We start from the raw sequence: 14,639 nt of genomic DNA on the forward strand, positions 1-14,639 counted from the left end.
ATGCTATTCGAAAAAGAAAGTATGTAAAAAGGACCGTATACGGCCCAAAATTATATTTGAAACTTATCAAGTTGTTCTAAAAAACGTCTTGATTTCAAATAAATTCCGCAATATTCATCATAATATGTATTCAATACTAAACGCATTTGTTTTTTTGTGCTATCCTTTACCGATACATTTCCGAGCCTATGTAAATCGAAATGGAAGAAAAGACGTAATAATTTATGAACAGCTTCTCCTACCGGTATACGATACGGGTCTTGCTCCGCATGACGTGAGCACAGAAAACCGCCTTCCCTAACGGAGAAGGCGACAAAGTCTGTTTCTTGATGACAAATCGCACATGTATCAAAGTACGGGCGCATCCCTAATACCGGAAGCATTTTCGTTTGATAAATTAATGATAATACTTCTGGATCAACACCCTCACACATATAATGCAACGTTTGATATAACATTTCAAATAAATACGGATTATGTTTTTTATCTTCTGTTGCTTTATCAGTTAATTCAACAATAAATGATGCATAAGCAGTTAAAAATATATCCTCGCGAATTTCTTTCATAGTTGAAATAATCTCGCCTTGTTGCAATGTTCCAAGCCCAGATCCCATTTGAATAAGAAACTGGCCATGTGTCATTAATTGCGACACAGATGCTAATCGGCTTTTCGGTTTTTTTGCCCCTCTTGCCATTGCACTTACCTTACCAAGTTCTCTTGAGAATATTGTAACAATCTTGTTCGTTTCTCCGTAATCTGTCGTACGGATAACGATGCCCTCAACTTTTTGAAACATGTTCGTCACCATCCAAGGTTTGAACAAAACGGGTCAAGAAATTGGAGAGTCTAGATGCGCTAGCTCCTCTTCATGTTGATCCATCTCATCGTTTACGTCTTTTTCCATTTCTTTCAAAAGCAAGTACGTTTCAATGCTTCCTGTTTTGGAGAAAAACTTCCAGGTAAAATCTAGCATAAGAATCCACCTTTCTCAATAAGCGTAGCCTATAAACCAATTTCCTTTGTTGTTATTAAATTGACCCATTTTGTCCATTTTCATGTGAGAAAAATTTTTCCTAATTTATCAAAGTTCATAAAAACCAATAATCAGTGGATGAACCAACCATCCACTGATTACAGCTTGACTCTATTTTAGTACTCATCCTCGCGGAAACCTAGGTCACGAAGCTGAGACATTTTATTACGCCAATCTTTTTGCACTTTTACCCATACTTCTAAAAATACTTTAGAACCAAGTAGCGCTTCAATATCAAAACGAGCTCGCTTACCAACTTCTTTTAACATTTTCCCTTGTTTTCCGATGATGATCCCTTTTTGTGATGCACGTTCAACAACAATCGTTGCATTTATATAAACTGCCCCGCCCTCACGCTTTTGAATCGCATCGATAACAACAGCCACAGAATGCGGCACTTCTTCACGTGTTAAATGTAGTACTTTCTCACGAATAAGCTCTGCAATAATAAATCTCTCCGGATGATCCGTTACTTGATTATCTGGATAGTATTGTGGTCCTTCTGGTAAATACTTTTTAATTGTTCCAATTAAAGCGTCCACATTATTACCGTCTAACGCAGAAATTGGTACAATTTCTGCAAACTCATGTAGTTTACGATATTGATCAATTAACTCTAGTAATTGCTCTGGATGAAGTTGGTCAATTTTATTAATAACTAAAAATACTGGTTGTTTCGTTTCTTTTAACTTCTCGATGATGAATTCTTCACCACGACCAAAGCCTTCGACAGCATTAACCATAAACAGAACGATATCAACTTCTTTTAATGTCGTTTGCGCCATCTTCACCATGAAGTCGCCTAGTTTATGTTTAGGTTTATGTATTCCTGGTGTATCAATGAAAATTACTTGTGAATCATTTTCTGTATATACGCCTTGAATTTTATTACGAGTCGTTTGTGGCTTGTCACTCATAATAGCAATTTTTTGACCGATAATACGGTTTAAAAATGTAGATTTTCCAACATTCGGTCTGCCAATAATAGAGACAAAACCTGATTTATAACCTTTTCTATTCATGTAAATCCTCCGCTAAAAATGCTCCTGGTAACAATTCTCCGACTGTCGTCTCCTGAACGTCACCATGTAAATTTGTTAAGTATACTTTCGTATCCTGTTTACATAATTCTACCATAACTTGTCGACATGCTCCACAAGGAGGTACTGGGCGCTTTGTATCTGCTACAACCGCAATGGCTACAAATTCTTTATCTCCTTCAGAAACCGCCTTAAATAAAGCTGTTCTTTCAGCACAATTACATAAGCCATATGATGCATTCTCAACATTACATCCACGATATACTTTTCCACCGCGCGTTAATAATGCTGCACCTACTTGAAATTTAGAATATGGTACGTACGCTTGTTTACGTGCTTCGATTGCTTCTAGAATTAATTGTTTACTATTCATATTCCCGCATCCTTCCTGTTCACAGCTATGAAGAGGTACACTCTCTCATTAAAGGCCCTTACGGCACTTCCAAAGCTTAATAAAAGCTTCGGAATGCAACTATACCATATACGGTAAAAAGATAATAGCACCAATTATAACAGCTATAATTGCAAACAATAAAACCGCTCCTGCCGCAACATCCTTTGCAATTTTTGCAAATGGATGAATATCGGCAGTCGCTAAATCTACTGTTTTTTCCACAGCCGTATTTACCATTTCTAAACTCATTACACTACCTATTACAATAAGTAATATCATCCACTCTGTTCTCGTAATATGGAAATAAAAGCCGCAGCATATAACAATGACTGCGGCTAAATAATGGATTTTCATATTTCGTTCATGACGAAAACAAAAGAATATACCAGCTATAGCATATCCAAAACTATCTATAAGTTTTCCTTTTTTCATCGTCCTAATCCAAAAGCTTCTAAAATTTCTTTTTGTCTTCCGAACATTTCTTTTTCATCTTCTTCTGTCATGTGATCATAACCAAGTAAATGTAAAAAGCCATGTAACGCCAAAAATCCAAGTTCACGATCGAAAGAATGTCCGTACTCTTCAGCTTGCTCTTTCGCCCTTGGAATAGAGATAATAAGATCACCTAACATGCGCGGCATCTCTGCACCAACAATCTCCATTTCTCCTTCTCCCATTTCTTCCATGGCAAAGGATATTACATCTGTAGGTTGATCTTTATCTCGGTAATCACGATTAATTTCTCTAATGCGCTCATTATCTACAAATGTCACCGATACCTCCGCACCATCCTCGATATTTTCCATTTGAGCTGCTTTTTCTAACACTTCACGAATTAAACTCATATACGCTTCTTTTACTTCTTCTGTTTCATCAATAAAATCAATTAACAAACTCATTCTTTCTCCTTTTCTTCCGGAAGTTCCGGATATGTAATACGCGAATGGAAAATACCATTTAACGTTTCACACAACGTTTTTCCAACGATTTGTAGTTCCTTAAACGTCAAATCACATTCACTAAATTGACCGTCTTGTAGTCGATCTTTAATAATACTTTGCACCAAATTATTAATTTGTTCTGGCGTTGGGTGATTCATAGAACGTACCGCAGCTTCTACACTATCAGCAATACCAACAATTGCCGATTCTTTCGAAGTTGCTTTTGAACCTGGATAACGGAACATCTCTTCTGTATATTTTTCTTTATCTTCTTTAATAGCTTTATAATAAAAATATTTCAGTAACGTTGTACCGTGATGTTGCCCAGCGATATCAATAATTTCTTGTGGAATATGATATTCTTCGAGCATTCTTACTCCATCCGTTACGTGAGCAATTATAATATCTTTACTCGTTACAGGATCTAATTTATCATGCGGATTTTCAATTCCCATTTGGTTTTCAATAAAAAATTGCGGTTGTACTGTTTTTCCTACATCATGATAATATGCCCCTACACGCGCTAATACACCATTTGCCCCGACTGCTTCACAAGCAGCCTCAGAAAGATTCGCTACCATTACACTATGATGATATGTCCCTGGCGCTTCTAACAAAATTCTGCGTAAAAGCGGATGATTTGGGCTTGATAGTTCCATAAGCTTCATACTTGATACGATTCCAAGTCCACTTTCTAAATATGGTAAAATCCCCATAGCCAAAACGGATGATATAATCCCTGAAAGCGAAGCCATTAATAATTGCGTACCAATTTCAAGAGGCGAAAAATTCCCATTACGTAATAATAAGAGCGCCGCCAATACGACTACATTTAATACAGAAACGAGTATACCAGCTTGTAAAATCATTGTACGACGATTTTTTTCTCGCAAGAAAATACTAACCGATAATGAACTTAACAATACGTAAATCCCTACACTATAATTTAATGTACTCGTTACTCCTTCATTAAACATAATACTTCCGCATACAGAAAAAATCATACTCGTTAAAAAGACAAATCGATCACCAATCATTAGTTTTACAAGTATTGTTCCCATCGCAACTGGGACAACATATGCAATCCCCGCGTATTCAAGTTTTTGAAACAAACTAATGATTTTCATTAAGACAATTGTGATAGACAAAATTGTAATATACGCTAAAACATACGGTCTATCTTCTCTTTTTCTCTTTAAAAATAATTCAAATTGTTTATGCATAAAGTATAGTAACACACCAATGAGTACCGCTAATCCAACATAAGGTTGAAAGCCGTTCCCTTTTTCTAACAAACCAACTAATTTCAACTGATTATACACATCACTTGAAATTGTTTCACCTTCTCTAACAAGAACTTGTCCTTGAAGAATATAAACAGGTGGAACTAAATCTTCCTCTGCTTTTCTCTTCTCTTTCGTTAAGATCGGGTCATAAAAATAGTTCGCTGAAATTGCATATCTTCCTAGCGCCTTAATCGACTCTTTTAAACCATTATCAACATTAACACTATTCATCTCACTTACATATCGTTCTTTCGCATCTTTCAATTCGTCCATTTTAATATGCTCAGTCATGATACTATTAATTGCTGTGACCGCAGCATCTTTCGCTAATACTAATTGGCTCGAATCTGCATTAATCAAACTTAGTAAGTTTGAATCAGATAATTCTTTCGTTAAGTCAGCGGGTAGTTTCTTTTTTAACTTCTCCACTTTCTCAGCATCAGTCATCTTTTTTTGATCATCCGGTCCAACAGCTTTAATCTCTTGCACCACTTCATCCACTTTAGCAAAGACGTCATTCACAATATCAACTTTGTTTTGTTTATACTCACTTTTATATGTATATTGATCTTCAACTTTTGTAGCGGCTTCTTTTTTCTTTTTATCCGTTGTAACTTTATCTTCAATTTTTATAGGAGAATGGATTGTCTTTTTCGCAATAGAATACATATTAACATCTAATTGCTCTGGTTTTACATTATTCATAAGCGCAAAAAACAGCACTGCTCCTAATACAACGTAAGAAATCCAACTTAGTTTTTTCGAATGTTGTAAATTACGAAACCACTTAGAAATTTCTTGAGATCTTGACATGATTTCAATACCTTCTCCTCTCCAGAAATAAAGTGAAACTATTTATAGCTTTCATTTCTTCTACCAAACGATACTTTGAGGCAACATTTTATACACTAGTACCTATAGTTTATTTTCCTTATCTTTCATGATAGTAAAAAATATGACGTTCGCCAACCTTATCATACAAAAAGAAATGATCCTGACAAATAGGATCATTCCATTTTATCATATGCCTCAATAATACGTTGCACCAATGGATGTCTCACAACGTCCGTTTGTTCTAATGTAATAAATGACAGACCTGATACACCAGATAAAATATTAGCAGCTATAGATAGCCCTGATTTTACCCCTTTTGGCAAGTCTACTTGTGAAGGGTCCCCTGTAATAACCATTTTAGAACTAAAACCTAATCTTGTTAAAAACATTTTTATTTGAGCACCCGTTGTATTTTGAGCCTCATCTAAAATAACAAATGAATCATCAAGCGTACGCCCCCTCATATAAGCAAGCGGCGCGATTTCAATTACTCCTCGCTCCATCATACGCTGCGTATATTCTTGTCCAAGAATATCATGTAAGGCATCATATAATGGGCGTAAGTATGGATCTACCTTCTCTTTCAAATCCCCTGGTAAAAAACCTAAATTTTCTCCAGCTTCTACAGCAGGTCTTGTTAAAATAATTTTCTTTACATACCCTTGTTTTAAAGCCCTCACAGCCATTACTACAGCTAAGTATGTTTTTCCAGTTCCTGCAGGCCCTATCCCAAAGACAATATCATTCTTCTTCATCGCATGAATATATCGTCTTTGCCCCATTGTTTTTACACGAATGGATTTACCTTTTGCAGTCTTGAAAATTTCTTCTTCATATAACTCTTCAAATTGAGCAATTTTCCCTTGTTGTGCAAGCTGAATTGCATACGCAACATCTCTCTCTGAAATTGATATACTTTTACGAATTACAACAAGTAATTGCTGTAAGATTTTTTCTACGAGTGTCACCGTTTCAACTGCCCCAGATACATGAACAGTTTCTCCTCTAGTTACGATCGATACATTCAGTTCTCGTTCAATTACTTTTAAATGTGCATCATTGACTCCAAAAAGAGCGATTGCTTCGTTAGTATTTTCCAATTGTTGGTTCATTTCTACTAATTGTTCTGCCATTACTCAGTCTCCTTGAATATCGGATTCGGATATTGGTTGTGGCTCTGCAATATTTTCAACCACAGTATAATGCAATGTGACCTTTAGTTGACCCGCCTCAACCTCTTTACTCAAAATCTTATCACTTACAATCATAGCATGTTCATCCAATTTTTTCTTTAGTTCTTTTTCGGCCATCTCTTTCGCTACTTTCAGCGCTTGCTTTTCTGTATATTCTCGATTCGCTTCTTCCTCTTCTCTCACAACATCTTTTTCATATGCAATCGGCAGTGTAAAACCAAATAATTTCACATCATGCTTTACACTTTCAGTACGAGAGCGTTTATACTTATCATGCTGAAATCCCCATATTTTTATTTTCGTATCCCAAAATTTAAGAAAATGTTCATTGTATACGTTACCAGTATACACTTGGAATTGCGTCTTTAACGGGACATCCACCTTAGATGTATACCACGTTTCGCCATACACAATACCTTTCGCTGAAACAATCGTCGGACTTTCCTCATTACCATATATTCCTGATACGAGAATCTGCCCTTTTTCTACATGATCATTTTTCAGTACAACCGGCTTTCCAACTTCTACGAACGTCTTTGTAATAATCGCTTCTTTTTTTGCTACTAAATTTTGCGGCCTTTGTTCCTTTTCTTTCTTCGGTTCGTTTTTTTCAACAATTTTAAAATGATACGTCGTTCCTCTTACTTCTAGTCCCGCCCAAGTAATGGCATTAATATTATCTGTCAAATGGCGTTGTACATCTTCTACATTCGGCATTTGAAATTGTAGTTTCCCTTTTTTAATACCCATTTTATCCAATTCTTTCATCAATATATATTCTGTTTCAGGTTTTGCTCCTGTAATTTCAATTTTCCAAACCATATTTGACATTGCAATCACACCAAAAAAGAAAATTAAAAAACCAATTAAAAATCCACTATTTTTAATTAAACGCTTATTCCAAAAAGGAAAACCATAACGTCCAATAAAATATAATTTACATTCATTTTTTCTATAAATTGGTTTTATTTTTTTCACATCGCGTAACAATATACAAAAAACTAACGTTTCATCAGCTATCTTTTTAACATCCCAAACTAATAAATTCCTCCGTACACATTCATTAACAAACCGTTCCGCTCCTCTACCTTCAATTCGCACTTTTACATATCCAAGCCACTTTATAAACCATTTATTTTTCATTTACCACCTTCACTACCTTTCTAAAAGTAGATATACTACTTTTTTATTTGAAGCATTAAAATAGCTCGTACTAAAATGAAACCGAGTAAAACTGTAATCCGTCTCTATCAACGGAACTTTTACAGGATAAAGAAGAAAAACTTCACAAATGGAAGTTTCACTTCAATCACCTTTTTTTTCATTTTCTAAAAATGTTACTTGCTCAATTATCCCTTCGAGTAAAAGCTCTTCTGGAAGAATCGTTTTAATAACAAAGGATTGTCCTTTAATTAATAATTGACCGTGTTTTAAAAGCAATCGCACTTCTTTATCTGAAAACACTAATAACCCCCGATGATTTTCTATATAAATATGTATTTGCCCAACAAGAGTAATCCGAGGTAGATCCATTAATACATCCACTGGTAGGTCTACTTGTTTTGTCAACCAATTTTTCATTTGTTCTAATTTCTTCATCTCGAAAGACCCCCTCTCATCCCATATATATGTATTTCTTCACAAGCGCCTATCGTGTTATAACGACTTCACTAACATAACTATATTCTGTAAGAGTTCATATCATGTTAATTAAAACAGTCGCTATATGAAATCATATTTGTCAGGACAATGATGGATTAGAGGATGTTACCTTTAATAATAGAAGTATTAATACAAGAATATGCGCCCCTACAGGATATCAGTACAAGTTACATTAAGAAATTAAGCCTAGCGAGAAGTTGGAAACTTGAAAAAAACTGTTACAATTCGTTCTGGACGTGACATACTGACCATAGAATAAGTAGTTGTCATTTATTGGACAAATGAGATAAAGTGAAACTTTAATCAACCCTCACCAATCGAGCTGCCCGTTAATGAGGGATAAAATCAAAAAAAGAAAATTTCTCCACTCTGAATGTTACGTTTTAAGTAAGAATATTTTATAGATGGTTGTTATATGAATTTCAAAAAATATTAGGGTTCATTAAAAAATGAATTAATAAATGAGGAAATACGAAAGGAAATTGGCTTTGGTCAAGAAATTTTGAATGTTATAAAACAAGTTACCGACAGTAATATCCGGCCATTTTATGCAACTGATGCAAAATCTAAAATAGTTAGAATCTCTTTCATTACCTTTGAGGATTATGCTGAAGAGCAAGCTATAAAACTTCAATCTGAGTTTCAGAAGGTTCGGTACTTAGCTTTTATTTGCGAAAGAAGTTTTAGTCAAGGAAGTAAGAACAGGTGTAGAATCGGAATTATACAAGGAAATAATAAATTGAAACTTTAACTAGAGGGGTTTCTATCACTTACAGAAACCCTTTTTAAGCAATATAGCGTTTCCTTAATAAGAACAATAAAAAAACGTCTCATACGAAATGAGACGTTTTTTTACGCTAATAGCTGGATAACCAGCTTATTCACAAGTGATCCGTCTGTTTTACCTTTTACTTTCGGCATAACAGCAGTCATCACCTTACCCATATCTGCTTTAGAAGTCGCACCAACTTCAGAAATAACTTGCTTGATTACATCAACTAGTTCTTCTTCAGTTAATTGCTCTGGCAAATATGCGCTTAAAATCTGAATTTCACTTTGCAGTTTATTAACAAGGTCTTCACGACCAGCTTTTTTAAATTCAAGGAGGGAGTCCTTATACTGTTTTACTTCACGAGCTAAAACTGTTATTTCCTCTTCTTCAGTAAGAGTATGTTGCAGTTTAATACCTTCATTTTGTAAAGCAGCCTTAACCATACGAATAACGGTTAATTTTTCTTTTTGTTTATTCTTCATCGCTTGTTTCATATCATCGTTTAAACGACCGAGAAGACTCATAACTTACACCCTCTCTTAGAATTTACGCTTTCTTGCCGCTTCAGATTTCTTCTTACGTTTTACACTTGGTTTTTCATAAAACTCGCGCTTTCTTGCTTCAGCAAGTGTACCAGTTTTAGAAACCGATCTTTTAAAACGGCGAAGTGCATCCTCCAAAGACTCGTTTTTACGAACGACTGTTTTTGACATTCTCTTTCCCTCCCTCCGAAACATCACACTTACATACTAACTTCAGCATGCAAAAAGAAACACTTCTTCAGCATGTCTTTTACGATTATAATACATTTTATCACTTCAGGTCAACTATTTGGCAGAATAAAAGAAGAATAGAAGCATTTCCTTTTCAAAAGTTATGCAAATAGCTAGTATCCTTTACTGATGAAGACAACTATATTTTTATCATTTCATCTTTTTTCATACAGGGATGCATGAAACGCCTCCCCACCTTATAGTACTTAAGCGCTTCAAATAAAGAAAGCATGCAAACCGTTTCCGGTTGCACGCTCTTTTTATGCGCTAGCTGATTCTTTTTTTACATCATCTTCAAGAACACGAACAAATTGCGCTTCGTTATATGGATAACCAGCTTTCGTAATTTTCACTTTCACTAGCTTACCAATTAATTCTTCTGATCCTTCAAATACAATTTTTAAGTAGTTATCTGTATACCCTACATATAACCCTTCACGGTCGCCCTCTTTAAATTGCTCTTCCGGAATGATTTCAAGCACTTCACCTTCAAACGCTGATGCGTACTCTTTCGCTAATTGATTAGATAGCTCAATTAAACGATGAACACGATCGTTCTTCACATCTTCAGGAACTTGATCTTCCATGCGTGCTGCAGGTGTTCCTGTACGTTTTGAGTAAGGGAACACATGTAACTCAGAGAAGCGGTTCTCTTTAATGAAATTGTATGTTTCCATGAATTCTTCTTCTGTTTCACCTGGGAAACCAACGATTACGTCAGATGTAATCGCAAGGCCTGGTAACGCTTCTTTCAAACGATCTAAACGCTCTTGGAAGAACTCCATCGTATATTTACGACGCATACGTTTTAATACAGTATTAGAACCAGATTGCAACGGAATATGCAAGTGGCGTACAACTACTTCAGATTTATCTAACACTTCAATTACTTCATCTGAAATTTGACTCGCTTCAATAGAAGAAATACGAAGACGTTTTAATCCGTCTACTTCCGCTTCCATATCACGAAGTAATCCAGCTAAGTTATAATCTTTTATGTCTTCGCCGTATCCACCTGTATGAATACCCGTTAATACGATTTCTTTATAGCCTGCATCCACTAATTGTTGTGCTTGTTTAATAACTTCTTTTCCATCACGAGAACGCATTAAACCACGCGCCCAAGGAATGATACAGAATGTACAGAAGTTATTGCAACCCTCTTGTATTTTTAAAGACGCACGTGTACGATCCGTGAAATAAGGTACATCAAGTTCTTCGTACACACGTGTTTTCATAATATTACGGACAGCATTAATTGGTTGACGCTCTTTACGGAATTCTTCGATGTAACCTAACATCTTTTCACGATCCTGTGTACCAACTACAATATCTACACCCGGAATCGCCATAATTTCAGCTGGAGATGTTTGTGCATAACATCCCGTTACGCAAATAACTGCATCTGGATTTTGACGCACAGCACGTCTGATTACTTGACGGCTTTTTTTGTCCCCAGTATTCGTTACTGTACATGTGTTAATAACATATACATCAGCTTTCTTTTCATATTCTGTTCTTTCATAACCACCTTGTTTAAACAATTGCCAAATGGCTTCTGTTTCATAGTGGTTTACTTTACAACCTAACGTATGGAACGCAACAGTTGACATTGATCATCACCCCATCAATTCAAAATGATACGAAGCAGCACTTAACGCGTATAACGGCGCCGTTTCTGTTCTTAAAATTCTTGGTCCTAAACTACATGGTACAAATTTATGTTCACGAAGCGCTGTAATCTCTTCCTCAGCTAAACCGCCTTCTGGGCCAAATACAATCAATAGCTTTTGACCTGGTTTCATTGTCGTTAAAGCTTTCGCAAAATTAGATTTCTCACCTTGTTTTGCTTCCTCTTCGTAAGCAACAAGACAAACATCATACTCACCACTCATTGAAAGCAATTGCTTAAATGATGCCGGAGCATGTACTTCTGGAATTTCACTTCTATGTGATTGTTCCGCAGCTTCTTTCACAATTTTTCTTAAACGCTCAACTTTTTTATCAGCTTTTTTCGCATCCCATTTTACGATAGAGCGAGATGCTTGAAATGGTAAGAATGCAGCTGCCCCAAGCTCAGTTCCTTTTTGAAAAATTAACTCTAGCTTGTCTCCTTTTGGCAGTCCACTTGCAATCGTCACGAAAACAGGAAGTTCACTTGACGCCTCTACCCATTCTACAATAGCCGTATTAATAAATTCACTGGTAATTTCATCAATTGAACATACTGCTGTTTTTCCGTTTACACAGCAATAAATATGATCACCAGCTGACATACGCATCACTCTTGCGATATGATGTACGTCATCACCTACAATCCGAATACTTGTCTCATTTACATATTTCTCTTCTACAAAATAACGTTGCATATAATCACCTTAGTAGAGTTTCGTTCCTTTCGTAAGTCAACACTTACGAAAAGAACGAAACGTTATCATTTTTCATATAACAAACGGCAAGTCTCTCACCTTATAGTGAGAGACTCCCCTTTTCATTATAGACTAAAATCTATATTACGCATTTCGTGCAATAATTGCTACCCAATCTTCCATTCGTAACACTTCTTCAATTGTAAATCCAGCTTGTTCTAACGCCTCAGAAATTACTTTTTCCTTCGCAGCAATAATGCCCGATGTAATAAATAATCCACCTGACTTCACAACTCTTGCTGCATCTTCAGGGAATAATAGAATAATCTCTGCTAATAAGTTAGCTACGATTAAATCAACAGGACCTTCAATACCTTCTAAAAGACTATTTTGTCCAACAGACACGATATCATCTGTTTTATTTAAACGTACATTCATTTCTGCACTTTCAACCGCAACCGGATCTAAATCATATGCTTGAACAGAAGACGCACCTAATTTTGCAGCCGCAATACTAAGTACACCAGAACCTGTTCCTACATCAATAATAGTGTCACCTGGCTGTACTGTTTTTTCTAAAGCACGGATACACATCGTTGTTGTTGGATGAGTTCCTGTACCAAACGCCATACCCGGATCTAATTCAATGATTTTTTCATCAGGAGAAGATGGTGTATATTCTTCCCAAGTCGGTACGATTGTGAATGTATCAGAAATTTGTACTGGATGGTAATATTTTTTCCAAGCAGTAGCCCAATCTTCTTCATTGACTTCGTTAACGGTAATATTTCCAGTACCAATTTCGATGTCGTAAGATGGAAGCACATCAATAGATGATTTTACACCTGCAATCGTTTCATGTAAAGAATCCGTTTGCGGGAAATACGCTTTTATTAATACACCTTCCGCCGGATATTCATCTGGGTTCAATGCATAAATTTCACCATATTGTTGCTCGCGCTCTTTCGTTAACTCCGCTGGATCCTCAATCGCAACTCCGCTAGCACCAGCTTCATGTAAAATATGAGAGACAGCTTCTACTGCTTCTTCTGTTGTATGAATACTAATTTCTGACCATTTCACAATTTACCAACTCCATTTTTTATTTCCATTATTCCCCTTTGAAAGCACGTTTAAGCTTTCCGAATAAACTATCATCCTGCTCTTCTTGTCCTGCAAATTCACGTAATAAATCTTTTTGCTGCGAAGTCAATTTCGTCGGTACAACAACACGAACGACTACATATTGATCTCCTTGGCCGTATCCACGTACGTTCGGAGCACCTTTTCCTTTTAAGCGGAATTCTGTTCCAGTTTGTGTTCCTGCTGGAATTTTCAGCTTCACTTTACCATGAACAGTAGGAACTTCCACTTCATCACCAAGCGCCATTTGCGCAAATGTTAATGGCATTTCGCAAATAATGTGATCTCCTTCACGCTCGAAGAATTCATGATTTCTTACATGAACGACAACATATAAGTCTCCTGCTGGTCCGCCATTTACGCCGGCTTCACCTTTTCCAGACACACGAATTTGTTGACCATTATCGATACCCGCTGGAATTTTAACATTGATTTTTTTACGTTTACGAACTTTACCTGAACCGTGACATGTCGTACATTTTTCTTTAATAATTTGTCCAGTTCCTGAACAATGACCACAAGCTTGACGGTTTACGATACGACCAAACGGCGTGTTTTGTTCTACACTCACTTGACCAGAGCCTGAACAATGTTTACATGTTTCTTTTGAAGTTCCTGGTTTTGCTCCACTACCTTTACAAGTATCACATGGATCTTCTACTGGAATTTCCACATTTAATTCCTTACCAAAAATAGCTTCTTCAAAATCTAAAGTGACTTGATATTGTAAGTCAGCACCTTGGCGCGGAGCATTTGGATCACGACGTCTGCCACCGCCACCGCCGAAGAAAGAACTAAATATATCTTCAAAACCGAAGCCACCGCCGAAGTCTCCTCCGCCGCCAAATCCACCGAATCCTTGATTTGCACCAGCATGACCAAATTGATCGTACTGTGCACGCTTTTGATCATCACTTAACACTTCGTATGCTTCTTGTACTTCTTTAAACTTTTCAATTGCATTTTCTTCTTTGCTTACGTCTGGATGGTATTTTTTAGCCAAACGACGATACGCTTTTTTAATTTCATCTGTTGAAGCGCCCTTGCTAAGTCCAAGGACCTCATAATAGTCTCGTTTACTCATAAATTTACAACCCCCGAATCTTTCACATAAACGTAATTTTAACACCGAAAGAAAGTGCTTTGCAACAAAGTTTCCTCACTTACAGTATGCAAAGCGAAAAACTTAAGATCCTCA

At 36.2% G+C, this 14,639-nt stretch carries 16 protein-coding genes; all 16 read right to left on the reverse strand.

All coding sequences use genetic code 11. The annotated features are described in order from the left end of the window. Window positions 1–50: 50 nt before the first annotated feature. Entirely contained in the window at window positions 51–797 is a 747-nt protein-coding gene (gene recO / locus MKY21_RS21640) for a DNA repair protein RecO (protein WP_000487013.1), read from the reverse strand. A gap of 33 nt (window positions 798–830) precedes the next feature. Continuing rightward, window positions 831–974 carry a YqzL family protein gene (locus MKY21_RS21645; RefSeq protein ID WP_000883924.1) on the reverse strand — a complete coding sequence of 48 codons (144 nt, stop codon included), beginning with the start codon at window positions 972–974 and terminating at the stop codon, window positions 831–833. Between the two features lie 176 nt (window positions 975–1,150). Further along, window positions 1,151–2,056 (reverse strand): GTPase Era, encoded by a 906-nt coding sequence (gene era / locus MKY21_RS21650; protein ID WP_001080237.1) that lies wholly within the window; start codon window positions 2,054–2,056, stop codon window positions 1,151–1,153. Beyond that, window positions 2,049–2,447, reverse strand: coding sequence for a cytidine deaminase (locus MKY21_RS21655; RefSeq protein ID WP_001086286.1), 399 nt, complete (start codon window positions 2,445–2,447; stop codon window positions 2,049–2,051). Before MKY21_RS21655 ends, era begins: the two co-directional genes overlap by 8 nt. A 99-nt stretch (window positions 2,448–2,546) precedes the next feature. Beyond that, window positions 2,547–2,900, reverse strand: coding sequence for a diacylglycerol kinase family protein (locus tag MKY21_RS21660; protein WP_000715469.1), 354 nt, complete (start codon window positions 2,898–2,900; stop codon window positions 2,547–2,549). Further along, on the reverse strand, window positions 2,897–3,367 hold the full coding sequence (gene ybeY, locus MKY21_RS21665; RefSeq protein ID WP_000054679.1) for an rRNA maturation RNase YbeY: 471 nt from the start codon (window positions 3,365–3,367) through the stop codon (window positions 2,897–2,899). The genes MKY21_RS21660 and ybeY overlap by 4 nt, the downstream gene beginning before the upstream one ends. Further along, complete coding sequence (locus MKY21_RS21670) at window positions 3,364–5,508, reverse strand: HD family phosphohydrolase (protein ID WP_000091514.1); 2,145 nt, start codon at window positions 5,506–5,508, stop codon at window positions 3,364–3,366. Before MKY21_RS21670 ends, ybeY begins: the two co-directional genes overlap by 4 nt. A 194-nt stretch (window positions 5,509–5,702) precedes the next feature. Next, on the reverse strand, window positions 5,703–6,662 hold the full coding sequence (locus MKY21_RS21675; protein ID WP_000840520.1) for a PhoH family protein: 960 nt from the start codon (window positions 6,660–6,662) through the stop codon (window positions 5,703–5,705). 3 nt (window positions 6,663–6,665) lie between these two features. Then, window positions 6,666–7,865 (reverse strand): sporulation protein YqfD, encoded by a 1,200-nt coding sequence (gene yqfD / locus MKY21_RS21680; RefSeq protein ID WP_044795888.1) that lies wholly within the window; start codon window positions 7,863–7,865, stop codon window positions 6,666–6,668. A 162-nt stretch (window positions 7,866–8,027) separates the two neighbouring features. Beyond that, window positions 8,028–8,321 carry a sporulation protein YqfC gene (yqfC, locus tag MKY21_RS21685; RefSeq protein WP_000732269.1) on the reverse strand — a complete coding sequence of 98 codons (294 nt, stop codon included), beginning with the start codon at window positions 8,319–8,321 and terminating at the stop codon, window positions 8,028–8,030. 915 nt (window positions 8,322–9,236) lie between these two features. Continuing rightward, complete coding sequence (locus MKY21_RS21690) at window positions 9,237–9,680, reverse strand: GatB/YqeY domain-containing protein (protein WP_000054562.1); 444 nt, start codon at window positions 9,678–9,680, stop codon at window positions 9,237–9,239. Between the two features lie 15 nt (window positions 9,681–9,695). Beyond that, window positions 9,696–9,869, reverse strand: a complete 174-nt coding sequence (gene rpsU, locus MKY21_RS21695; protein WP_000048061.1) for a 30S ribosomal protein S21 — start codon at window positions 9,867–9,869, stop codon at window positions 9,696–9,698. 320 nt (window positions 9,870–10,189) lie between these two features. Further along, the gene (gene mtaB, locus MKY21_RS21700; RefSeq protein ID WP_000108676.1) at window positions 10,190–11,542 is read right to left on the reverse strand and encodes a tRNA (N(6)-L-threonylcarbamoyladenosine(37)-C(2))-methylthiotransferase MtaB; all 1,353 of its coding nucleotides are present in this window, start codon (window positions 11,540–11,542) and stop codon (window positions 10,190–10,192) included. 6 nt (window positions 11,543–11,548) lie between these two features. After that, window positions 11,549–12,298, reverse strand: coding sequence for a 16S rRNA (uracil(1498)-N(3))-methyltransferase (locus MKY21_RS21705; protein WP_001190159.1), 750 nt, complete (start codon window positions 12,296–12,298; stop codon window positions 11,549–11,551). A 144-nt stretch (window positions 12,299–12,442) separates the two neighbouring features. Beyond that, a complete protein-coding gene (gene prmA / locus MKY21_RS21710) occupies window positions 12,443–13,381 on the reverse strand; it encodes a 50S ribosomal protein L11 methyltransferase (RefSeq protein ID WP_000872103.1) in 939 nt (312 codons plus the stop codon). 28 nt (window positions 13,382–13,409) lie between these two features. Further along, entirely contained in the window at window positions 13,410–14,525 is a 1,116-nt protein-coding gene (dnaJ, locus tag MKY21_RS21715; RefSeq protein WP_000043947.1) for a chaperone protein DnaJ, read from the reverse strand. Window positions 14,526–14,639: the final 114 nt, after the last annotated feature.

It is taken from the genome of Bacillus sp. FSL R9-9497 (assembly GCF_038005805.1).
Lineage (GTDB): Bacteria > Bacillota > Bacilli > Bacillales > Bacillaceae_G > Bacillus_A > Bacillus_A cereus.